Consider the following 23,006-nt stretch of genomic DNA (forward strand, 5'->3'; position numbering starts at 1 on the left):
TGGCATAGCTCCTCTCGTTACTGCTTTCTACCTATATAAGCTTAAATTCCCATTTATATCTAAAGAGGCTACTATATTTGGAGTTCCTACTTTAAAGGTATGAATTCTTCTTCCTACTTGAATAACGGTATCAGCGTGAGCATAGTTGATGTGTACCTTTCCATTAGAAGGAACTTGAATAGTCGTTTTACCACCATTTTCAGAACCAACATCATCTAGAAATATCTCATTTCCAGCACTTAAATTTCCTCCGCGACAAACCCCTTTAACAATGATGTTATAATCTGCTTGAATATTACAATGGTATACACCTTGTCCTATTATATGAACATTCCCACTTGAATATAGAGTAGAATTAATGGCGTAGGGCACTTCTATGGCTACTCTTGGTTCAGGCGCCAAATAGTATGTTTCATACATTTCCTGCATCCAGTTTATGAACTGTTCTAATGTCTGCAACTGAATATTTTGATCTTTGGAGACATTGATAAAATGCTTATTTAAAGTATTTGAAAGAGATTTCCAATCCTCATCTAAGCTATTTTCATTATTATTTATTATAGTAATTAACTTTTTAGTTAGCTCGCTAAAGTCCATATATTTTTTTTCTAATAACAATCTGATAAGGTACGACAGTTTAATCGTTTCTTCTTTCGGATTACTTTCACGTCTTACCATTAGGATTTGATTGATCGCAGCTAAAATATGGTTTGAATATGTTAATATCTCAGAAAGTATTGGGATAAGCGAGGCAATCACATGATTTATCTTCCCGGCAGATAGTTCACATGAAAATACGTTTTGCTCTATTTTCATTGAGTAATTAGACTGGACGATTGATCTATTAACTGTACCGTTTATATAAATTCTACCTTCCGCATCAACAGCCATAGAGTCTAATACATTACCCGTTATTCTCACATCACCAGGAAATCGAATATTACCACTTTCCAAACCTACATCGCCATTATGGACATACTCTTTTATAACATCCATTTTCACTAACTTTCCTCTGGATTCAATAAATGGTCTTCCAGTAGCGATTGCAACTATTTGATCATCCTTTTGTACTGCTCCTTTTCCCACTTTTATAATCACATCAGATACAGGTTTAGGAGGTACAGGTTTATCAAACAAATCCTTTCCAGGCTTCCCTAATATTGAAGGTATTTTCTTCGCAATCACTTCTCCAACTTCAACTGACAAAATAGTTTGACCTTCTCTATAGTCCACTTTTTCTAATTTATCACTATTATCATCTTCGCCCTTATCCTCTAGCCAACCCTCAACTAGAATTTCAATATCCCCATTTAATCCTTCAACGGGATATGTACCTTTTGCAATTATAGCTTCGCCTTCTCCGTTATTTAATGCTTCATGAATTGCCGAATGAATTATTCCATTTTCTATTTTTAATGATTTTAGTTGGGTTAGAACATCTTCTATTGAAATATCAGTAAAATAAGTTATATTTTCTTGAGCTCTAATAAAAAGATGTTCTTGAGGTTCTGTCTCTTCTAAATTTCTTATGATATTCTTTCCAGGATTAATCGATAGCGTCGCCATCATATTATTATCCTTTACTTCAATCCAAAAACTCGATGGAATTACTTCACCTTCTAGTTCAACTATTATTTTGTCTTTGCTAGTAACCAATTGAGGTTTCGTTAGTTTTTGACCATTCACTAACACCTTCAAATTTTTATCTGCTTCTATTATTGGAAGCCGTTGAGCACTTTCTTGAACTATTACTTTATTATTTTGAATCCATACACCAAAAAGACGTTTATCAGTATGCACTGAATTACCAAACTTCGGTTTTTGATCTAACTTGAAGTTTATTTGTTTTTCTCCGTCATCTTCTACTAGTTGGGAGTCTAAAAAATCTTCAATGAACTCCTCTAAATTTTCATCTACTCCCTCAAAAGATGGTATATCTTCCAAACTAGTTGTTTTCTTTACTATGCTGTCAGATGAAATTCTAGTAATCTTCACTTCAGCTGGAAGCTTTCTTAGTCCAAATAGACTTTTGGAAGGAGACTGTATTACTTCCACATTAATATCCTCGATTGAACACTTTAGTATATTTAAAGCAGTTTGAACTGCTTCCTCAATAGTTTCTGCTTTTATATTAATAGAGTTTTGCAACATTTTTTAACCTCCTTCCACTTTATATATAAATACCTATTTTCGTTTTGTGATTTAAAGATATAATAACACTATCTCCAAACAAAATAACAGGTCTATATAATCATTTTTTTACTAATTTGAATTGTGAAAAAACAACTTAAAATTAAAAGCAGTTCAAATTTTACTTTGGAGTAAAATTGAACTGCTTTATTTTTATATATACTTCGTAGCCGTTGTTTTCCGTTACGGCAGACGCTTTCCTGGGGGCACGGGTCGAGCCTGTAGTCTCTCCCACGCGCTTGTCCCCTAGGAGTCGCCGCCCTTCACTCCAAACAACTAATATCTCTTCTATATCAAGTAAAGATAGTATCCGCATGATGTGGCTCGCTCAGGGATTTGAGCCAAGCTATCATACCATCAATCGTTTCCGTATCCAGCCCGATATGAAAGAACTTATTCATCAGTGCTTCGTTCAGTTCCGTTGCCAGTTAGTAGAAGAGATGCTAATTGATCGAGAGGCGATTTTTATCGATGGTACAAAAATAGAAGCGAATGCCAATAAATTCACGTTTGTATGGAAGAAGTCCGTTCAAAGGCATCATTCCATCTTTATTGGTCAGAAGGTATATCCTTGCATCCATATTTCCAAAATAAAGTGAAAAACGTGAAATTGAGTTACTGATTTCACGTTTTTCAAGTTCATAGACTAGTTTTGTCCCAGCCACCTAACATATTTATTCTCACTTTTGATTGTACACTTTTGCGAATGCAGAATAATAGCGAATACTAAGTTGCATCACAGCTACAAGCTATGCTATTGCCAGAGTCTCACAACTACTTTGTCATGTTCATAGCGTTTAATAATTATACATATTTTTTGATACCATTCGTCACAAAGTGAATTTACTTCTATATATTTCTCAGAGTCTGTTGCAAGGGGTTCACCAAATACTATAAATGGATATTCTAAAATGGGATTGGTTATATCATCAACTACTATTTTTAAACACAATGCTTCTATAGATTCTTCTACTTCTTCCTCTTCTTCGTCCTCATCTGAATCTTCTTCTATTATTTCTTCATTATTCACTAGCGTACTTCCCAATAGACCCTCCTTAGGGTATAAGTTTAAAACACGCTCTTCCTTTACTATTGCAACCTCTAGCACCTGAGAAAACGGAACATTTTCAATACTAAAATCTTCTACCAAAGAATCTCTTTGGAGTATATATAAAATATTATTTACATCATCGATTAGTATTACATTTAACAAATTGTCCGAAATCAGTGATTGAGTATGCGGAATCTCCGCTAGCAACTCTTCACATCGCGCTCTATCTTCAGCGTTTCTCCTATTAATAGAACGTCTCCACTCTATGACTCCCCAAAAGAAGAATCCCAATGAAATGATTAGATATAGCCCAATTGCGTTTGTACTTTCTAATGACAGTGATAATGCGAAATAAACAACAAATAATAGAAATATAAATAGTATTTTCAATCTCATTCCACCTTTAGAATTCTGTTATAAGAGATTCTATTCGCGAAACTATGTCCTTATACTAAAATTAACAGACTTTCCGAGTGCAGATAATATATTGAAAAACACGATATGATGAAGCATTTTTTAAAAGTTGCATATAATGTACTATTTTAACAATGAATAACGGAGGTGTTTACAATGATTCATACTGTTCAACAAGGGGAAACACTAAGTCAAATAGCTAGAGACTACCGAACCCCTATAACCGAAATCATTAACGCTAACCAATCCATAAACCCAAATGTACTTTATATTGGTCAATCCATTGTTATACCAGGTTACCCTGACCCAAATACGCTTCCATACCAAATTGAGGTTTCTATAAATAATCGCCTGCTACGATTACGAAAAGACGGTGTTATACAAAAAGAGTATCCTATAGCTGTAGGAAGAATATTATATAATACACCTGTTGGCGATTTTATCATTATAAACAAAGCGCCTAATCCTGGTGGACCATTCGGTACCATGTGGATGAGTTTATCTAAAGAACATTACGGGATTCACGGTACCAATGACCCTAGTTCCATAGGTAATGCAGTATCACGCGGCTGTATCCGCATGCACAATAAAGACGTTGAAGAATTAGCACGTATTATCCCGATCGGAACTCCGGTTTCAATACGGCCATAATTAAAAATAGAGAAATAACCAGTCAAGTTCTGGAAGAATAAAAAAAAACCAGGCAAACATGCCCGGTCCTTTAAGGTCAAAACCTGTTTCTATCGTTTTCGAAGGGCTTAGCCGTCACCTTCCACTTCATTCAATTAGTGTGAAGTACTCCACTAAAGATTTAGTCTAGCTTATCACTTTGATTTAGCGTTAAAGGAGAGGTTAATATAACCCAGTCCTACTTGTCGCGATTTATAATATAATCCAAGAAATGCTTTAAAAAAGCTGTATCTCGCGGTACATCATGTAATGATTCCATCGCAATACAATAATTTTCCCACATTTCTTTTTTTGCATCATTCACACCTAATATAGATACGAAAGTGGAGCTGTTATTTTCTGTATCCTTACCAGTCGATTTCCCAAGTAAAGCTGTATCACCTTCCACATCAAGAAGATCATCCTTAATCTGAAACGCAATACCTGCATGACGGGCAAATTTTTTCAATGCATCTATTTCTAATTTACTAGTGTTTGCAAGAATTGCTGGCATTAGAATAGATGCCTCAAATCCTAGCCCAGTTTTGTAAAAGCACATTCTATTTAGTTGTTCTAAAGACAATTGTTGGCCTTTTGAATCTAAGTCCATTGCCTGCCCCCTACACATATCCGCAGTTACTTGTGCGGAATATTGAATAAGTCGCAGCACAGCTTTTGAATCGAACTGGTCCAAAGTGGTTTGCTCTAAGATTGCCTTCTGGGTCAGGAAAAGGCCAGTTAACTCGGCAATAGAAATAGTATAAACCTCATGAAGTGTTGGACGACCTCTGCGAAGCGTAGCATTATCTTGGGACGGAAGATCGTCAAAAATCAGAGAAGCTGTATGCATATATTCTAAAGATTTTAAGAGTGGTTCAAGTATTGAGCTATTTAAGCCATATGCGTTGACTCCCATAAACCACGTAACTATTGGTCTTAATCGCTTTCCTTCTCCTTGTAAGCTGTAGTTTGCAGCATCTATTATAGAATCAGCCATCTCATTAGTTTTCGGGATATCTAGTACACTATTAAGCTGACTACGTATAGCTTTAGCAGTTTCTATAAAGTCTTCCTGCCCTTGTCTGTCACTTTTCAAGCTTGTAATCATATGATCACGCAGCAGCTTGTCGAAGAAATCTACATCATCCGCTTTTCGTACCATCTCTTGAATTAGTTTATTGAATTTAGGACTCCCCGAGGTAAAAAGGTCCATTACCTCTTTGTATTTTTCCGTACCTGCTCGCTCCTTGAATCGTTTTAACCCGTTTATAGCCCGATCTAAAATAACTTCACGCGTCATTTTATCTGAATGATAAACTTGATGAATCAAATTAGAGATTACTGTCCAGTACATTTCAAATGGATTTATTAGATCTGGCCGTGTATCGTGATACTTCAAGTAGTAAGTATAAGGAGTTACCGCACCATCCTTCAGGTCATCAAACATATCTGCAAAATCGTCTGCCAGTTGATTGTAAATGCCATAAAAAAATGTTCGGCTGTCAAATCCCTCATCTTCAGGAGCTCCAATTACGGAACGAACAATCAATCGAGAAGAAGCAGATTTTAGAATAACTGGTATATACAGCTCTTCGTTTGTATATTTTGCATTAGTTAAATCCTTTTCTCGATCCACTTCTTGAGAATTAAAAAACACATAAGATTGCTCAAAAAAACTATTTCTTTTCTCTGGTCGTTGATGCGCCTTAATATATTCAAAAGCTTCTCGAAGTTCTGTGTGAATATATCGGATTAACTCTGCATTATTTCCAACCCAATCACCTAGTTCTGGCACTACTCCTGTAGTAAGTGTGCTACGTATCAGATAAGCGTATTGTTTTTCTTCTTCGTCCGATAAAATTTCTGCATCTAGGAGATCGTCGATAAACGGATAGGTAAGCCCGTAGGAATAACCGAGCCTAATAGCTTTATCAAGCCTCTGTTTCCTGTCTTCTACAGTAACTCCAACGTCCATCTCTTCATTCTCTTGCATAATTACTCCAGCAATGATTTTAATAAGTTTTCGCTGTGCATGCTCTGCATTCATTCCTGTTGGAATATTTGTGGATACATTTTTTAGTTTGTTGATCAACCATATGAAAGTCGATTCTACTCCTTCCTTCTGTGCAAGGCGATACAAAGCAGTCATACTGAATAGCTCCCCATCATTCTTACGGTCTGCCGTCGTAGATGTGAGCTGAGTTTTTAAACTATCCACTATACTGCGGATTCGATTTTCAGTGTCTGGAGAGTTCAATGCTTTACCTAAATCTCGCATAAAAATATAGGAAATGCTTCGATTCAAATAACTATCTAATTTCCCTGTATAATTGAGCCACTTTATATAATTGTGATACCCGCTAGTATTAGTTTTTCCTTTCCCTCTTGAAAACAAGGAAAATATGGGATGACGGATATGTTTATGTTTCCACAAATGTATATCTTCCGTTAGAACTTTCACATATGTCTTTTTTTGGGCCTGCGCATAAAGTGATTGGAAATAATGATTGGCCTTCTCCTCTGCTTGCTGGTAGCACTCATCGGCATTGATAATTATTTTCTCTTTCATATCATTACTCACCTTCACTTCTCTTTTATACGTTTTTCATACTAAATATTATTCTTATTATAACATTCAACCTATTTATAACTTGTTTTAAACATCTGAATTTACTACTCTTTCTATTTCTATGAGTGAAATCATTGCTTCATAATAAAAAAAATAAAAAAAACCAGGCAAAATGATTCCCGGTCCTCTTTCCTAGATATGCCGTTGATTTCCGCTCAGAACTGCGCTCCAATCAACCATGTACAAAAACTGATAATTGTAAGCAAGAACAACTAAATAAAAGTGAATTATATGATAAAATGTCCAGCTGAAATTAACGCTAGTAATAAGGGAAATCTTCTCAAGCATTACTCATTACTTTGATTGTAGTGCAAGGTCGAGACTCCTGCGGGATGAGGGAGTCAGATGAACCATCACAACGTATCCCAATGGTCGATGATGGTTCATCGCTTCTCCCGCGAAGGCCCACAGGATGTGGGTCACGAAGGCGTTGTCATACGAGGTGGCACTCTTAACCTTTGCACCATACCTGAAACGGAAGTCAGCGAGATTAATTATTCATGAAAATGCCTTGAACCCAGTGTTCACAGGTAAATTTTATATAATATCTTTTAAAAAAAGAGAACGAAAATCGTTCCCTTAGAGCTACTCATATATATTTTTTTTACGAAAGAACTTTATTAATTACTTTTACCTTCTGCTTCCCATCTAGCTATTTCCGCACGAACTTTCGGTGCCACTTCTTTACCTAGTAATTCTATTGCTTTCATCACGTCTTCATGTGGCATTGAACCAACTGGTACATGAAGCATAAAACGGGTGATACCAACATTTTTACGGAGAAATATAATCTTATCTGCTACGGTCTTTACATCTCCTACGTATAAAGCACCTTCCAAGCTACGTGCAGCATCAAAGGTTGAACGCGTATACGGACCCCATCCGCGTTCTCTGCCTAAAACGTTCATCGCTTGCTGTGTCGGCGGAAAAAATTTATCTACTGCCATTTCGGTACTTTCGGCAACAAAACCGTGCGAGTGGGATGCAACTGTCAGCTTGGACACATCATGACCTGCTTCACTAGCAGCTTTCTTATATAGCCTCACTAGTGGTTCAAACTGTAATGGACTTCCTCCGATAATCGCCAGCACTAGTGGCAATCCAAGGAAACCAGCTCGTGCAACAGATTGTGGAGTTCCACCACTTGCAATCCAAACCGGTAGAGGGTTTTGAACGGGACGCGGATATACCCCGCGATTCTGAATAGCAGCTCGATGCTTACCATCCCATGTAACCATTTCAGACTCCCGTATTTTTAATAGCAAATCTAACTTTTCTTCATACAGTTCATCATAGTCTTTTAAGTCATAGCCAAAAAGGGGGAAAGATTCGATAAAGGAACCACGTCCAGCCATGATTTCAGCACGACCATTAGAAATAGCGTCTAATGTAGAAAATTCCTCAAACACTCGCACTGGGTCATCAGAAGAAAGTACTGTTACAGCACTTGTGAGTCTTATTTGCTTCGTCCGTGAAGCAGCTGCAGCTAGAAGAACAGCTGGAGCAGAAGCCGCATAATCCTTTCGGTGATGTTCCCCTACACCAAATACATCTAACCCAACTTGATCCGCTAATACAATTTCTTCAACAACCTCACGTATACGCTCAGCATGGCTAATTACTTTGCCTGTTTTTACATCTGGTGTTGTTTCTACAAACGTTGTTATTCCAATTTCCATTTAATTTACCCCCTAAATTTCTGCGGTTTCATGTTTTTTATAATTAGTCTGTCGGCATTAATGATACCTTATCATTCTATTTATATTCAATTTTCCGGTTTTATTAGAGGTAGATATTTTTGGTTTAAATTACCACTCCGCAAGTACAGCTAGTTCAAGAGCAAGTAAATCCAGATTGAAAGAAAGTAAGTAAGGACACTCCGCAAGTACCGACTTCTTGAAAGCAAGTATTTAACAGACGAACGCAAGTAAATAGATTAAAATCCTTAGAATTGACAATTCATCATGAATTGTCTCTTTTTTTCACTTCACTCATTAAGTAATCAACGAACAAGTCATCCCTTACCAAAGCTGCCTCATAGTTTCTTTTTAGGAATCGCTCTCCTTCTTCAAAACTAGTAAAGGTTTGTCCTATTTCGGTTTTATTTTTTTCAAGTATCCAATCCTGATTATTTTTAGAATACAAAATGAACGTATCATTTTTTCTATTCATATAAAATGAACCAAATGATGATTGTTTCAAATTATATTGATTTCTTTTTGCATCTTCTAGTATCGGTAGCAGATGGAAAGTGTCCAAAACAAATAACTTATAAGCTTCTTCTGTTAAGGTACATCCAGATGCTTTTTGATGTCCTCCGCCGCCGAACTGACCAGCAACTTCAGATACATCAATATGATCATATATAGTACGAAGGGAAATTCTTTTCCCCCCCATAATTACTATCGCTATATAGTCGAGATGTGGATATTCTTTTCCTAGTTCATTGCCTAGCTCTGAATGGTAAGTTTCTGCATACACAATTCCTGCCAAATGTTCCCCTATGGTTGCTTGGACAATTTCTCTTTTCTTGCGACGAATATAACGGTCAATCTTGTCCGCTTCCATTTTCAATATTTTCTTTTCAAATTCATCAAAATCAAAATGATCACTTGTACGAAGTCTCTCTAATATTTTTTCTTCGAATTCTTCCATCGATATTAAATAGAATAGTGAGTTAAGCGAGTGAGCTTGGTGGTTCTCATTCTTCTCCCATTCCCATGTATCATACTGTCTAACTAATTCTACAAATTCTGTGAGTGCTGCAGTTGGTTCCAACAATTTATTTGTTACAAGATATTCATATAACAATGAAGTAGCTGAAGTTAATTTGCCTTCGTGATCTTCTACTAGAATATATCCCCACTCATAATCATTAAAGTGTAAGGCAGATTTGTGATGATCAATCAGTTGGACCTTCCCTTTTGCATTATAAAAGTCATTAAGCCTTTTTTCATTGTCCTCGTTTGGAGTCAAATCAGTTACAAATAAAAATGTATCTGGCTCATCATTTTCTAAAAAGTATTCAATCTCTCGATTAAGGGAGGAAATCGAATTATAACGCACCTTCACTTGCTCACCAAAAGCAAGCTTTGCTAAAATGCCACATCCGACACCATCTAAATCATTATGAGACAATAATTTATACATCCTTTTCACCTCTTGAATAGTATGGTTTTAACGTATGAAACTTATTAATTATACTGACCTTAAATAGCTTTATATTTATTTTACAGGTAAACTGTTGCATTAGTATTAAAAAACATGTATTATTTTAATAATTAAATATTCTCTTATTTCAAATACATTTGAAGTAAGGATAGAGGCGCGAAGACCATCAGTACACATTTGGAGGATAATGAGATCCTTTGATATTTGTGGAAAGGGGAATTTGCCGAAGTTGAAAGAATCTCATTTTTCTTGAAGCTGGTTCTGCTGTTGAATAAACACTGAATTGTCATATAGGAGACTATATGGAGGGCTATCTTACGCACGGAAATATTACTTTATTTCTATTGCAACAACGAGCCCTCGTTGTTGCTTTTTTGCGTCTACATAACTTGACTAAACAACCGTCAAGTTATGCCTCCGGCGGATGTCATAGATTTTGAATTTCGCTAGTGTAATTTAAAATCTTTACGCAATTACGCGGAGGCATAATTGATACCGCCCTTCTCCCTGAATTTTTAATAATATAACTAGAGGATGTGGAGAAGTTATGAATTTTGGACAAATATTAACGGCTATGGTGACTCCTTTTGATCATAATGAGGAAATAGATTTTCCAGCTACACGAAACTTAATAGACTATTTAATTGCCAATGGAACTGATGGTTTAGTCATATCTGGTACAACCGGAGAGTCTCCGACGTTAACAGAGGAAGAAAAAGTTAAACTGTTTAAATTTACAGTAGAAGTTGTGAATGGTAGAGTCCCGGTAATTGCTGGCACCGGCTCGTATAACACAAAAGCATCCATCGATTTAACAAGACAAGCAGCTGATGCAGGTGTCGATGGTATTATGCTTGTTGTTCCCTATTATAGCAAACCATCAAAAGAAGGATTGTACCAACACTTCCAAGCAATTGCTGCAGTTACATCTTTACCGATTATGTTATATAATATTCCCGGTCGGAGTGTTGTCAATATGTCAGTAGAAACCGTTGTAAGACTTTCCGATATTCCGAACATCGTAGCTATTAAAGAAGCTAGTGGGAATTTAGATACAATGGCTGAAATTATTCAAAATACACCTGAAAATTTTTCACTATATAGCGGTGATGACGGGTTAACAATCCCAGTAATATCGATTGGTGGAGCAGGAGTTATTTCAGTAGCATCACATGTTATTGGGAACGAAATGCAAACAATGATTGAAAAGTTTAATAGTGGCAATGTAAGAGAAGCTGCTAAGGATCATCGCAGTCTTTTACCTATCATGAAAGCATTATTTGCAGCGCCAAATCCAACTCCTGTAAAATCGGCATTAAATTTAAAAGGAATTCCTGTAGGTGGTGTTCGCTTACCTATGATTCCTTTGAATAAAGAAGAGCTGAATTCTTTACAAGAAGTATTATCCACATTGCAACAAACCGTGAAAATATAGCATTTTCAATTGTCTATAGAAAAAGAGGAAGAGCGAACTCAATTTAGAATTCGCTCTTCTTTATTAATTTCTGTATTTTACAGCTAATCCTTTAAGGAATTTGCGTGCAAAATTATCCCCGCATTCCTTATAATTACGATGCCCTGGTTTTCTTAAAATAGCACCTAGTTCACCTTTAGATACAATAATTCCGCCATCATCTAATACTTCCAGCATATCTTCCGTTGTTAACTGTAAAGCTACTTTTAGTTTCTTCAAGAGTATATTATTCACATGATCCTTCTGCTGTTCTGCAGGCTCTGGATTAGTAGATTGTGCCTGTTTTGGATCCTGTTTACCTCTTTTATGTATGATTAAACCATTCAAAAATGATTCCAACATCTTGTTGTTACACTTCATATGATTTTCATCTTCCACTACTTCAACATCATCATCTTCTTTTGATTTAGTAAGAATTTTAAGTACATCTTCTTTTGTAAGTTCAACGCCACCTAGTTTAAAAATCTCTACCATGTCTTTGTTTTTAATATCTAGGGCATATCTTAATCTGATTAATATATCATTATTTTCCATTTATTAACCTCCTATAAACTATCTATATAACCAACATCTTCTCCATTTTACACGATTTCAATTCCACTATGTTACTACCTTACAATTTAACTTTTAAATTATTTTCATAAAAAATAAATATGCCTGGTTTAACACAATTCAGAATTGCATTAGAACCAGGCACTTTTTATTCTGCTGTTTTAGCTGTTTTAAATTTAGAAACTGCATCAGCAAGGTTCATAGCAATTGTCGCCAAATGTTGGGAGCTTGCTACCACTTCTTCCATTGAACCAACCGATTCCTCAGCGGACGCAGCTGTCTCTTCTACACCAGCAGCAGATTCCTCTGAAACGGAAGCAATTTCTTGAACAGATGCATTAATCTGTTGGCTATTTGCGCTAACTTGGGCTAGATTCTTTGAAATCTGCTCTACTTTTTCTGTCATTGCATGAATACCAATTGTAATTTCTTTAAATTTTTCACCAGTACGTTGTATCTGATCTGTTCCATCTGTTACTTCTTTATAACCGTTCTCTAAAGTGGTAACTACTGATTGAGATTCATTTTGTATGGTTGCGACAATATCGGTAATTTCTCCAACTGAATGGGATACTTGCTCCGCAAGCTTTCTCACCTCATCTGCTACAACTGCAAATCCTTTTCCATGCTCTCCTGCTCTTGCTGCTTCAATTGCTGCATTCAAAGCCAATAAGTTTGTTTGATCGGCGATAGATTGAATAACCTCAACTAGGGTTGATATTTCATTCGTCTTGTCGTCTAATCCTTTTACTCGGTCCACAGAGCCTTTGACAATTCCATCGATATCTTTCATTTTATTAACGGATAGTTCCATTAACTGCTGTCCATCCTCCGCACCTAGTGTCACCAAGCGAGAATCTTCAACAATACCTCTACTCGATTCATCCGAACTTTGAATAGCTTGTGCAAAACCATCCATCATTTCAGAAATATCCGACGCACTGGACGCCTGTGTCTCGGCCCCATTTGCAAGCTCATGCATTGTGGTCGCGATTTGCTCACTACCAACTTTAACTTGTTCTGCTGATTGAGATAATTGCTCGGATTGACTTGATAATGTATTGGAAGCCAAATGTATTTCAGAAATAACATTTTGTAAATCTTGTTGCATCTCATTTGTAGCATTGACCAACATTCCAATTTCATCTTTTCGCTTCGTAATTAATGGTGACTTGGTTAAATCACCAGATGCAATTTCCACCAGTCTTTCTGCTACTTTACGTGTTGGATTTCCAATTTTGTTGCCCATAACAACACCAATGACAACAGCTACTATCAATGCAACAAATGTAATGACAAATACGATGAATCGATTCGTTTCAAATGCTGACTTGTTGATATTATTCAGTTCCTCCGCAAGGGAGATATTTCTATCTTTTAATACTAGTAAACTATCTCTAGAAACCGCAAATGCTTCCTCACCCGCTCTTAGACCAGCAAGGGCATCATTATAGTTACCAGCATTAACTAATCCGATATTCGATTGAACTATAGTTGTAAATGCATTCCAATCTGTTTCAAATTTCGTAATGGCTTTTGCCCCATTCTCATCAAGTACTAGCCCCCGGTACTGCTCGATGAGTAACGACACTTCTTCCATATTCGTTTTTGCTGTTTGCGTCTTTTCAGGACTTTCATTTAACACTGCAGACAGCATTTGTACCCTCGTATTTTCTGTTAAGCTTGCCATTTCAACTACAACCGTTAAAGGTATAACACGATTATGATACATTTCTTTCGAGTGTTGGTTAGTAGCACCAAGTGCTAACAATGACACACCTGCCACTACAAAGATGAATACCGTAATTATCAAATAAGTACTAATCAGCTTTCCTTTTAGTTTCAACTTTGAAACCCCCTGTTCTTTATAACTCAAACTCTATTTCCTATAAAACCCTTTATAAACTTACGATTATCAACACATTCTCACAATAAGAAAACTGACTCTCTATAACCTTATACTTGTTTATCGGATTATTTTAAAGTCTGTGAAGTGATCAAAAATCTATTTTTTTCAGCAATAAAAGAGTATAGAAAAAGTGCTTGGTTCTAATTGTGAACCAAGCACTTTTCTATACATGTAAAATTACTGTTGCTCCGCATGTCTTTTAAAGTTGTCTAAAATTGCCTGCCATCCTTCTTGCTGCATTTCAATCGGATTAGCCGTTTCAGCTTCAAATACTTCTACCACTTTCGTGTCGTTTTCTTCCGCGATGAAAGTGATTTGAACTTTTCTTCCATCCTCTAATTTATAAGAAATGAACTCGTGGGTACGTACTTCATCATAAATGCCTCCAAAATCAAAACCAAAGCTTCCATCTTTCGCTTCCATTCTAGAAACAAATTTCCCACCGGCTTTTAAATCATTTTCTGCGTATGGTGTATGCCATTCATCAGAAGCATTATTCCACTTCGTTATATGAGCAGGCACTGTCCAATATTCCCACACTTTTTCAATCGGTGCATGTACAGTTGCTTCAATTGTTATTATCGAATGATTCGTATCCATTTTCTCATCTCCCTTTACTATGTTATCCTCTTTAGATTCGCTATTTCTATCATTTATTCCTTCATAGTTTTTCAGAAATTCAATCGAATAAAAACAAATTGGCGGCAGGTGATGGCACTTTAATCCATAACTAAATAACACAACGTGAGCATTATAAATAACATTTACTTGCTTTGTTGGACAACAATTAACAACTTTAATAAATTGTTATTTCTTAAAATTAGTTTATATAGTTCCAGATTGCACTTTATAGTTCCTTATAACCATACCATTTGTCTTCGTCATCCCTAACCTATCATAATAAGAAACTAAGTCATCATCACAACACAAATCAATCATATAGATGTCAGCAAGTTCTTTTAACATCTGGCTAACTAGTTCCTTACCTATACCTTTATTTTTATATTCCGGTAGAACCTCCAGGAATGGAATATAGGCCGATAAAACTCCATCACTAATTGCTGTAATAAATCCAATTACTTTATTAGTATTATCATCAATCGCAATAATTACTTTATTGCTTTTATTTAACAGCAGTAGGTGGGTTTGTGGACTTGGTGGATTAGGCCAATCCACAAAAAAACCTTCTAACATATCAGTAGAAATATCACTGGTTGAGTTTTTGTATATCATAATATATCATCTCCTAATTTTATTTACTAATTAGATAGATAATACATATTAAAAGTAAAGTAACAAAATATGACCTCCCAATATTCTATGTAATACTATATTGCATTTCTATTTTTGTCTTTGTACGTATACCTTACAAATATTATAGATTTAAATTCATAAAATAAAAAGACGTAGCCACACCTATCTCGGTGAAGCAACGTCTTCTATCCTAATCAGCTATCTCCTTTCAATAAGCGATTTCTACGATTCTCTAATTCCTTAGCTTCAGTATCCCGGGCTTTCTGATCCCTAAGCAATTGACCATTTACGCGAGGATCTTGTAATCTCATTGCACTCCTTCCCTCCGGCCCCACTTTTTTACTTACTTTCTGTATTTCCTTTACAAAAAACAGCATGTCCATTCCTCCCTCCTATAAATTAATCAAAGAGGACAATACAACTTTTCCCCTCTTTATAAAATATGCAAACAACTAAGATACACGGAGGGTATAAGCACAGTGAAAAGAATTTAATTAGATATGCATGGAAGGTGGATATTGTAACGTTTCTATGTCAGAAACAAACATGGAAATCACAACATTCACGTTTGCTTGAATTACACGAATGTATCTACCAGATAAAGTTGTTGAGTGCAAAAAAACGATCACATTTTTCGTTAAATGTGATAGTTTCTTAAAGAGACATCGAATTACTGTGCCTTGCTAAGTACTCTTCCTTGTCTTTATAATCTGGCATAATACTTCCAACGCGTCGCCAAAAGGATCGGTCATGATTCATATGAGTTATATGACATAATTCATGGATTATCACATAATCGATTACTTCTATAGGAGCCATAGCAAGACGAAAGTTAAAGGTAATCTTTTTATCCGAACTACAGCTACCCCACTTAACTTTAGACTCAACTATTTCAATGATTTTAGGTTTAACTTTCAGCAGCTTTTGATATATTTTTATACGTTCCTCTACAATAGTCTTGCATCTATCCTTATAGAACTTCTTGAGATTTTTCTTAAGAACCTCTTCATTTAAATCATTACAATCTATTAATTCGTGAAGAAATCTTTCTTTTCCAATGTACAAAAACTTTCCGTTAGCGTGATACTCTCTTGCCTTAGGTAATTCTCGAGCTGTTCTAATTTCATGGATTTTTTCTAGTATCCATTTTCCTTTGCTTGCTATTGCCCTATCAATCATTTCTTTACTTGTGCCTTTTGGAACTTTAGCAGTAATGAAACCCAACGTATCTATATGAATAGACAGCTTCTTCCCATTTCCATACTGAACATTATATTCAATGATATTATTTTCAAATTCAACTTTCATAACTACCCTCATTTTTAATAATAAATTTTGCTGTTATTTTCGACTTTATTAATGTTATCAACGTATTAAAAGGTGTCAGCTCCCCATACAATTCAAAATTGTATGAGGAGCTGACACCTTAACTCTAAAATACAAATAGTGCTTTGTATAAAGTGAAACTTCAATCAGTGGGGGTTTCCATCATCCCCCACTGATTGTAGGTTGAACCATTCGGGCGTTTACGGGCAGTTGTCTCCCACTTATGCTTTGTTGCTTAATCCAAGCCTTGAAATGGGTGTATTACTGCCAGTTAATGCGGGATAAATCTAAACTCTTAGAGTGCCTCTGAATCCCCTTGCAGCATAGTACGAGTCTGCTCCATTGTGGTACACAAAAACAGTCTCGTAGCGACTATCACAAAATAGAGCCCCACCGAGTTTTCTTATATCATCAGGTGTTTGAACCCAACTCGACGTTTTCAAATCAAAATTTCCAAGTTTTTGCAACTCCCGATATTGTTCTTCCGTTAACAGTTCAATGCCCATCTCATTTGCCATATCAATAGCGCTATTTTCTGGTTTATGTTTTTTTCTTGACTCCAACGCTTCACGGTCGTAACAAACACTTCTACGGCCTTTAGGACTTTCTGCTGAACAGTCTATAAAAATATATTCGTCATTCTCTTTATCATAACCAACAACATCCGGTTCCCCTTCTGTTTTTTCCATTTCATTAAGCGACCACAATTTGTCAGTATTTGTTTCTAGTTTTGTCTGGACACTAATCCATTCAATCTCATCATGACGGTTCATATTTTTCTCAAAACGGCTTTTTAATACTGTGAGTAATTCCTCTCGTTGTTCTAGTGTCAACTCCGTATTACTCTTTTTCATATTAATTCCTCCTTATCTTTTTACTAGGTTTCGTACTATTACCCAACTTGATGGCACAGGTTTATTAAAAATATTTTAGGTTATTTCTGGACTATACAACCAATTTTATCTAATCCATTCAGCACCATCTTATTCTTTCAAAAAAGGGGAATTAGCAATTTTTTTATATTGTTACTCAAAAGTTAGTATAGCAATGTTTTTAGAAATATTCAGCTTACAAATCTAAATATATTCTAATTCTTTTCATCTGTTTTAATCATGGAATCAATTGATCTATTCTGTAATTAAACTATAAGCGGAAATTTTCTTTATTTTTAAGGATACTAACATTGAAATACAATAGGCTAGTATAAGGATGCTTGCACAAAGCATTAGAATAATGGGTAAATTAATAGTAAACTCCATACGTTTAACCCCAGCGCTTGAAAGTAATACGGAAAGCATAGGATTAGTGAAAAAATAGCCAAGCACACCACCAATTGTAACACCTATAAAAATCACGGGTAGAAAACTGATGGATATTTGGTTCATCAGTTGAATTGTTGAATAGCCTATTGTTTTCATTACTCCAAATTCTTTCTTTCGCTTAATAATCATTGTTTTTATAACCAAATACAGAATCATCACAACAACTAGAACGGTAATTGTCAAAACCAGTAGCATAACTGCAAACACTGCAGCTGTATACATTCCGGTTTGGCTTTCTATATTTTCATCGATATCTAATGTTTCACCTATATAATTCCCGTACTGTTCCTGGACATTCTTCATAAAGTCTTTATTCGATACTCCGTCTAAATAGACATAGAGTGTGGTACCTTTAAATTCTGATTGTAATTGTTGAATACCTTCCATTGTTAATGAAGATATCTGTCCTAAATTACCAATCGATTGACTAAGACCTGTTACTAAATAACTTACTGTTTCAGCCCCATATTCTACGTCAACCGTATCGCCAATTCCTTTATTGATTTGATTTGAAACTACCCAGGAGATAGCTATTTCGTTTTCATACTTTGGCTGACGCCCTTTATAAACGACATTATTCTCTAGCTGGGAATAATGATCAGTAACGTTTGTATAAACTGTTTGACCATCAATATTTGTTTCAATTGTGTCTAATATATTCACTTTCCTTACATGATCGATTTGCTCAATGTCGCTTAAAAGATTTCTTATGTCTGCATCTGACTTAACAGCTATATATACATTTGCAGGTTCTGATCCAAATAAGTTAACGAATGCCGATTTGTCTGAAGCAATGTTGTAATACATCACTACTGAAAAAACTGTCGCAAAAGTTAGCGCCATAACTATTAAACTAATCATTATATTTTGTTTTGAGTTTACCAACATTGACTTTATAGCAAGTAGAAAATGAAGACCACCTTTAGCTTTTGCCAAAGGAATGTGATTTTTTCTAAAACTGTGTGTATGAACACCTCCACGAAGTGCCGCAACAGGTAGAATTTTTCTTATACGAAAAGCAGATAACAAAGTTACGACCACAACACAAATGGTTACAAAGAAAATACTGATTATGTTAACAATCATATCAAAACTTTGAATCCATATTAAACCAGAAATAGTCGAAATAATACCTCCAAACAAAGGCATTAAAGCATATGATAATGCAATTCCTACCACGCTCGCACTAAGAGCTATCATGATATATTGAAGTAGAATTGATGTGAAAATTTGCCGACTTGTATAGCCAATTGATTTAAGTACTCCTATATTTACCATTCCATCTTCAATACTATTAGAAACACGGAACTTAATGACAATTAGTGAGACCAGTACGATAATCGCAGAAAAAGCTACTAATATTGTAGCTATGATATTGATAGTTAATGTATTTACATTTTTAACTAATTCGATATCTAAACCAAAAATGTAAGTAGTGTCCTTATGTTGTGACTTCTTTACATTCTGAATAAATTCATTTTTTAACTGTGAGGATTTTGTTCTATCTTCCATCACTGCCGATATGATTAACTCATCTGATTGATAGTCAAGTTCGTCTGCTAGTGTTTGATAGGAAGTCTTAGGTAACATAAATTTCATAACGCCGATGTTATTTGTACCCATTATCGTTGTTTCAAAAAATCCAGCAACTCGATACTCAAAGTCCTTGTCTTGATATGTGATTCTAAAGTCATCACCTAACTCATAACCACCATCCGTTTTAAAACTATAAGGTACAAATATATCTTTGGAACTTGAAGTATTCACTTTTTCGATTAACTTTAACGGTCCAATATTTCGATTAGTATCTGCATTAAAAATTACTGCACTGTTCGTTAATTCACCGTTACCAAATTTATAATTAGCAAGGTTCATATGGATAATCTCTTCTGTTTCGGTCTTTTTTATCCCAGAATAGTTCTTTAAAAAATCTTCATGAGTTAAATGAAAACTTGTTTGATCCATCACAATCGTTACGTGAGGATCTTTTAATTGCTCTGCTTTTTGATCAAAAAATGCATTTAGTTGAGTAACAACCATTAGACCAACATTAAGAAGTAGCGTAGCAACCAAAATGAATATACATAAAGAAACGGTAGCAGACTTACTTTTTCTAATATTCGCCATAGATAGGTTCAAGATTTTCATCTTACCACCCCATTTCTGCTAGAAAATGTTTAATCTTTTCATGCCGTTCTAGATTTTTTTGTTCACTGTATTCACCCAATTTTAAATCACCACAAATGACACCGTCTCGCAAATATAAAATTCGATTTCCACGTAATGCTGTTTTCATATCATGAGTGACCATGACAATACTTTGCCCGTTTTGATTTGCCTTTGTAAAAATATCTAACACACTTTCACTTGATGCTGAGTTTAATGCACCGGTTGGCTCATCAGCAAAAAGTATTCTTGGACTGTTAATCAATGCACGAACAATTCCAACTCGCTGTGCCTCCCCACCAGAAAGTTGTGTCGGAAATTTAGACCATGCGTTTTCACTAATCCCTACTTGTATTAATAATTCTTTCGCTTTTTGCACGACTTCACGCTTATTCTTATTTACTAAAAGACCACTAGCCAGTACATTATCGAGGACACTCATATTATCTAGTAAATAAATCTGCTGAAAGACAAAGCCGCAATTGTTTCTTCGAAATATCGCCAGTTGATCGTTGTTCAATTTAGCTAAATTTTTACCACCAAAATCGATTTCACCTAATGTTGGTTTATCTATGCCACTAATTGCATACAGTAGAGTGGATTTTCCAGATCCTGAACTACCCATTATGATTGTAAAATCCCCTTCTATTAGACTAATATCTAGATTTTTTAATACATGCTGTTGATTTCCACCGTTCGAAAAGGTTTTACATAGCTTCTCCGTTTTAATAATTACATTTGTCATGCTTTTAGCACTCTCCCTTTATTAAGCTCATGTTTGTATTTTCAACTCAAAGAAAAAAGACCGTAATGTAGATTACAGTCTTATCATACAAAATGAATTCTTATTAAATCTTTGTGCAATTCTTAACTAATTCTTAATTCTTATGCTAGCATGATTTTCAGGACAACCGTAAAACCATCTTTTCCGTTGTAACAGCTAATTTGACCATACATATTCTCCATGAAGTACTTAGATATATATAGACCAAGACCTGAACCATTCTTGCCACCGACATTTTTCCCACGATAATATTTATTGAACAGTAGAGGTAATTCTTCTTCTTCAATTCCCGACCCAAAGTCTATAATGTAGAGCTCAAGGTAGCCATGTTTGATCTCGGACTTAATAGTGACCTTTGTTCCTGCATATTTATATGAATTACTTATAATATTGTCTAATACCTGCTGCATACGTAGTGGATCCGTTAAAATAATACAGTGTGGAATTGAATCATATACAATTTGGTGATCATAATTGACATTTTCAATCATATCAACAAGCACTTCGCTCGATTCTTCGGATACCGTTAATTTTAATTGTTGCAGCTCTTCTAATGTGGCATGAAACATATCCGTAACAAGTAAGTCGATTTGATCAGCTTTTGAATAAATAGTATTTACTTGCTTGATCACCTTATCGTCTTTTACCTGCATAAGCATTAATTCACTAACCGCCTTTATTGAAGCAACCGGTGTTTTAATATCATGACTTAATGTGGCAACAAGCTCTTTTTTACTACGGTTGGATTCATACTCTCTTTGACGTGAAGCATCGAGTTCATCACGCAACAAATCAAAGCTTTCCGTGAACGCACCAAAGTAATTGTTCTCGTTCATTTTTAAAGGCATCTCCAAATTACCTCTAGCCACATTCACTGCGAAATATTGAAGCTGCTGAAAAGGTTTCAATAACGTTCTGTTAATATAGTAAAGATAAAATATACTAAATATCGCTAATAAACCGAAAATGAAACTTACGGAAATGACGAGTTCCCTTTTCATTTGATCCATTAATTCTTGCTCATTATTACGGATAATTATCTTCCCTACAATTTCGTTATTTTGCTTCAAATCTATAAATGTATCTCTATTTTCTATGGCTTCGTATATATTGTTAAAATGATTTCCTGGTGTTTGATAAATCACGTTTTCTAAGTGATCTATAATAGAAAATGGTTGTTTTATGTCGCTATTATAAAAAGTTTCTTCACTAACTTGTCCCCAATTTTTTTCTACCGTTTTAACTACATCATTTATGGCTACAAGATCCACTTTTGGAATATCTTTATTGTTAATAATAATTATGGAGAAAGTAATTCCTATAGCAAAAACAACCAAAATCATACAGATTAGCAGCTTTATTTTCATCTGTTAGTATCCTCTAATACATACCCTGTTCCCCATACAGTTTTTATAAATTGCGGGTCCTTTGGATTACGTTCAATTTTCTCACGTAAATGCCGAATATGTACATTTAGGGTCCCATCCCCTACAAAGGTATCTTTCCATACATTTTGAAACAGTTCATCTTTTGTGATGATACGGTTTTTATTTTTCGCTAAATAATACAAAAGCTTATATTCCATTGTTTTTAGTTGAATATCAATACCATCTACTCGAACACGATGAAGTCTCGTATCAATTTGGATCTGTCCGAACTCTAATACACCTTGTTGAATGCTAGAACTATTTCCATATCTTTTAAGTACCGCTTTTACTTTAGCTAATAAAATACTTAATGTATATGGCTTATGAATATAATCGTCTCCACCTATATTAAGCGCAATTAAAACATCATCATCACTAGAACGAGCACTTATAAATAAGATAGGAATCTGCGTTGTTTCACGCAATTTTTTACACAAATCAAACCCCGATTCATTACCGAGATTGATGTCTAGAAGAATCAAAGACGGTTTATGTTCTTCCAAAAAACGTTCGCACTCTTCCGCATTTGTCACAAATGCTGTTTTGACTTCAAACATATTAAAATATTCACAAGTTGTTTCTGCTAAAGCAATTTCGTCATCTACAATTAAACAATCTAATTTCATCGTAAATCTCCTAGAAAAAGACTTTCCTACTTGTTTAACAGG

18 protein-coding genes, 1 pseudogene and 1 riboswitch are annotated in these 23,006 nt (G+C 35.2%); of the genes and pseudogenes, 3 read left to right on the top strand and 16 right to left on the bottom strand.

Annotated features, from left to right (window positions below):
- Positions 1-27 precede the first annotated feature (27 nt).
- Positions 28-2,151 (bottom strand): FapA family protein, encoded by a 2,124-nt coding sequence (locus MKY29_RS17585; protein WP_340880391.1) that lies wholly within the window; start codon positions 2,149-2,151, stop codon positions 28-30.
- Between the two features lie 341 nt (positions 2,152-2,492).
- On the opposite strand from MKY29_RS17585, the pseudogene MKY29_RS17590 reads away from it, so the two are divergent.
- Positions 2,493-2,735, top strand: a pseudogene (locus tag MKY29_RS17590) (transposase); the annotation flags it as partial.
- 209 nt (positions 2,736-2,944) lie between these two features.
- Here the strand turns inward: MKY29_RS17590 and MKY29_RS17595 are convergent.
- On the bottom strand, positions 2,945-3,631 hold the full coding sequence (locus tag MKY29_RS17595; protein ID WP_340880392.1) for a hypothetical protein: 687 nt from the start codon (positions 3,629-3,631) through the stop codon (positions 2,945-2,947).
- Positions 3,632-3,811: 180 nt separating this feature from the next.
- Between MKY29_RS17595 and MKY29_RS17600 the strand changes: the two genes are divergently transcribed.
- Positions 3,812-4,306, top strand: coding sequence for a L,D-transpeptidase family protein (locus tag MKY29_RS17600; RefSeq protein ID WP_241598370.1), 495 nt, complete (start codon positions 3,812-3,814; stop codon positions 4,304-4,306).
- A 217-nt stretch (positions 4,307-4,523) separates the two neighbouring features.
- Here the strand turns inward: MKY29_RS17600 and MKY29_RS17605 are convergent, their stop codons facing one another.
- The 3 genes from MKY29_RS17605 to MKY29_RS17615 form a co-directional block, all read right to left on the bottom strand.
- Positions 4,524-6,893 carry a polyprenyl synthetase family protein gene (locus MKY29_RS17605; RefSeq protein WP_340880393.1) on the bottom strand — a complete coding sequence of 790 codons (2,370 nt, stop codon included), beginning with the start codon at positions 6,891-6,893 and terminating at the stop codon, positions 4,524-4,526.
- Between the two features lie 680 nt (positions 6,894-7,573).
- Positions 7,574-8,632 carry an LLM class flavin-dependent oxidoreductase gene (locus tag MKY29_RS17610; RefSeq protein ID WP_241598367.1) on the bottom strand — a complete coding sequence of 353 codons (1,059 nt, stop codon included), beginning with the start codon at positions 8,630-8,632 and terminating at the stop codon, positions 7,574-7,576.
- A 283-nt stretch (positions 8,633-8,915) separates the two neighbouring features.
- On the bottom strand, positions 8,916-10,103 hold the full coding sequence (locus tag MKY29_RS17615) for a DHH family phosphoesterase (protein WP_093495184.1): 1,188 nt from the start codon (positions 10,101-10,103) through the stop codon (positions 8,916-8,918).
- A 162-nt stretch (positions 10,104-10,265) separates the two neighbouring features.
- Positions 10,266-10,445: riboswitch (Lysine riboswitch) on the top strand.
- Positions 10,446-10,671: 226 nt separating this feature from the next.
- Between MKY29_RS17615 and dapA the strand changes: the two genes are divergently transcribed.
- Complete coding sequence (gene dapA / locus MKY29_RS17620; RefSeq protein ID WP_340880394.1) at positions 10,672-11,559, top strand: 4-hydroxy-tetrahydrodipicolinate synthase; 888 nt, start codon at positions 10,672-10,674, stop codon at positions 11,557-11,559.
- A 63-nt stretch (positions 11,560-11,622) separates the two neighbouring features.
- On the opposite strand, the gene MKY29_RS17625 is transcribed toward dapA, so the two are convergent.
- From MKY29_RS17625 to MKY29_RS17675, 11 genes are all read right to left on the bottom strand, one after another.
- Positions 11,623-12,132: a YehS family protein gene (locus tag MKY29_RS17625; protein WP_241598366.1), complete on the bottom strand. Its 510-nt coding sequence runs from the start codon at positions 12,130-12,132 to the stop codon at positions 11,623-11,625.
- Between the two features lie 166 nt (positions 12,133-12,298).
- Positions 12,299-13,996, bottom strand: coding sequence for a methyl-accepting chemotaxis protein (locus MKY29_RS17630; protein WP_340880395.1), 1,698 nt, complete (start codon positions 13,994-13,996; stop codon positions 12,299-12,301).
- A 240-nt stretch (positions 13,997-14,236) separates the two neighbouring features.
- Positions 14,237-14,659, bottom strand: coding sequence for an SRPBCC family protein (locus tag MKY29_RS17635; protein WP_093495188.1), 423 nt, complete (start codon positions 14,657-14,659; stop codon positions 14,237-14,239).
- A 225-nt stretch (positions 14,660-14,884) separates the two neighbouring features.
- Entirely contained in the window at positions 14,885-15,292 is a 408-nt protein-coding gene (locus MKY29_RS17640; protein WP_340880396.1) for a GNAT family N-acetyltransferase, read from the bottom strand.
- A gap of 215 nt (positions 15,293-15,507) precedes the next feature.
- On the bottom strand, positions 15,508-15,696 hold the full coding sequence (locus MKY29_RS17645; protein WP_093495190.1) for a hypothetical protein: 189 nt from the start codon (positions 15,694-15,696) through the stop codon (positions 15,508-15,510).
- 271 nt (positions 15,697-15,967) lie between these two features.
- Positions 15,968-16,621, bottom strand: coding sequence for a M48 family metallopeptidase (locus MKY29_RS17650; protein WP_093495192.1), 654 nt, complete (start codon positions 16,619-16,621; stop codon positions 15,968-15,970).
- 305 nt (positions 16,622-16,926) lie between these two features.
- Positions 16,927-17,493, bottom strand: a complete 567-nt coding sequence (locus MKY29_RS17655; protein WP_093495193.1) for a DUF4256 domain-containing protein — start codon at positions 17,491-17,493, stop codon at positions 16,927-16,929.
- A 273-nt stretch (positions 17,494-17,766) separates the two neighbouring features.
- The gene (locus MKY29_RS17660; protein ID WP_340880398.1) at positions 17,767-20,109 is read right to left on the bottom strand and encodes an ABC transporter permease; all 2,343 of its coding nucleotides are present in this window, start codon (positions 20,107-20,109) and stop codon (positions 17,767-17,769) included.
- Position 20,110: 1 nt separating this feature from the next.
- The gene (locus MKY29_RS17665) at positions 20,111-20,872 is read right to left on the bottom strand and encodes an ABC transporter ATP-binding protein (RefSeq protein WP_093495194.1); all 762 of its coding nucleotides are present in this window, start codon (positions 20,870-20,872) and stop codon (positions 20,111-20,113) included.
- Positions 20,873-21,012: 140 nt separating this feature from the next.
- Positions 21,013-22,278, bottom strand: a complete 1,266-nt coding sequence (locus tag MKY29_RS17670) for a HAMP domain-containing sensor histidine kinase (protein WP_340880399.1) — start codon at positions 22,276-22,278, stop codon at positions 21,013-21,015.
- Complete coding sequence (locus MKY29_RS17675; protein ID WP_241598359.1) at positions 22,275-22,964, bottom strand: response regulator transcription factor; 690 nt, start codon at positions 22,962-22,964, stop codon at positions 22,275-22,277. The genes MKY29_RS17670 and MKY29_RS17675 overlap by 4 nt, the downstream gene beginning before the upstream one ends.
- Positions 22,965-23,006 lie beyond the last annotated feature (42 nt).

This window comes from Psychrobacillus sp. FSL K6-2365 (assembly GCF_038003165.1).
Lineage (GTDB): Bacteria > Bacillota > Bacilli > Bacillales_A > Planococcaceae > Psychrobacillus > Psychrobacillus psychrodurans.

Excerpts from the sequence above, each read along its gene's own strand:
- MKY29_RS17655 (WP_093495193.1), bottom strand. The coding sequence starts at position 17,493 with ATGAAAAAGAGTAATACGGAGTTGACACTAGAACAACGAGAGGAATTA.
- MKY29_RS17645 (WP_093495190.1), bottom strand. The coding sequence starts at position 15,696 with ATGGACATGCTGTTTTTTGTAAAGGAAATACAGAAAGTAAGTAAAAAA.
- MKY29_RS17670 (WP_340880399.1), bottom strand. The coding sequence starts at position 22,278 with ATGAAAATAAAGCTGCTAATCTGTATGATTTTGGTTGTTTTTGCTATA.
- MKY29_RS17610 (WP_241598367.1), bottom strand. The coding sequence starts at position 8,632 with ATGGAAATTGGAATAACAACGTTTGTAGAAACAACACCAGATGTAAAA.
- MKY29_RS17635 (WP_093495188.1), bottom strand. The coding sequence starts at position 14,659 with ATGGATACGAATCATTCGATAATAACAATTGAAGCAACTGTACATGCA.
- MKY29_RS17640 (WP_340880396.1), bottom strand. The coding sequence starts at position 15,292 with ATGATATACAAAAACTCAACCAGTGATATTTCTACTGATATGTTAGAA.
- MKY29_RS17650 (WP_093495192.1), bottom strand. The coding sequence starts at position 16,621 with ATGAAAGTTGAATTTGAAAATAATATCATTGAATATAATGTTCAGTAT.
- MKY29_RS17625 (WP_241598366.1), bottom strand. The coding sequence starts at position 12,132 with ATGGAAAATAATGATATATTAATCAGATTAAGATATGCCCTAGATATT.
- MKY29_RS17600 (WP_241598370.1), top strand. The coding sequence starts at position 3,812 with ATGATTCATACTGTTCAACAAGGGGAAACACTAAGTCAAATAGCTAGA.
- MKY29_RS17675 (WP_241598359.1), bottom strand. The coding sequence starts at position 22,964 with ATGAAATTAGATTGTTTAATTGTAGATGACGAAATTGCTTTAGCAGAA.
- MKY29_RS17665 (WP_093495194.1), bottom strand. The coding sequence starts at position 20,872 with ATGACAAATGTAATTATTAAAACGGAGAAGCTATGTAAAACCTTTTCG.
- MKY29_RS17660 (WP_340880398.1), bottom strand. The coding sequence starts at position 20,109 with ATGAAAATCTTGAACCTATCTATGGCGAATATTAGAAAAAGTAAGTCT.
- MKY29_RS17585 (WP_340880391.1), bottom strand. The coding sequence starts at position 2,151 with ATGTTGCAAAACTCTATTAATATAAAAGCAGAAACTATTGAGGAAGCA.
- dapA (WP_340880394.1), top strand. The coding sequence starts at position 10,672 with ATGAATTTTGGACAAATATTAACGGCTATGGTGACTCCTTTTGATCAT.
- MKY29_RS17605 (WP_340880393.1), bottom strand. The coding sequence starts at position 6,893 with ATGAAAGAGAAAATAATTATCAATGCCGATGAGTGCTACCAGCAAGCA.
- MKY29_RS17615 (WP_093495184.1), bottom strand. The coding sequence starts at position 10,103 with ATGTATAAATTATTGTCTCATAATGATTTAGATGGTGTCGGATGTGGC.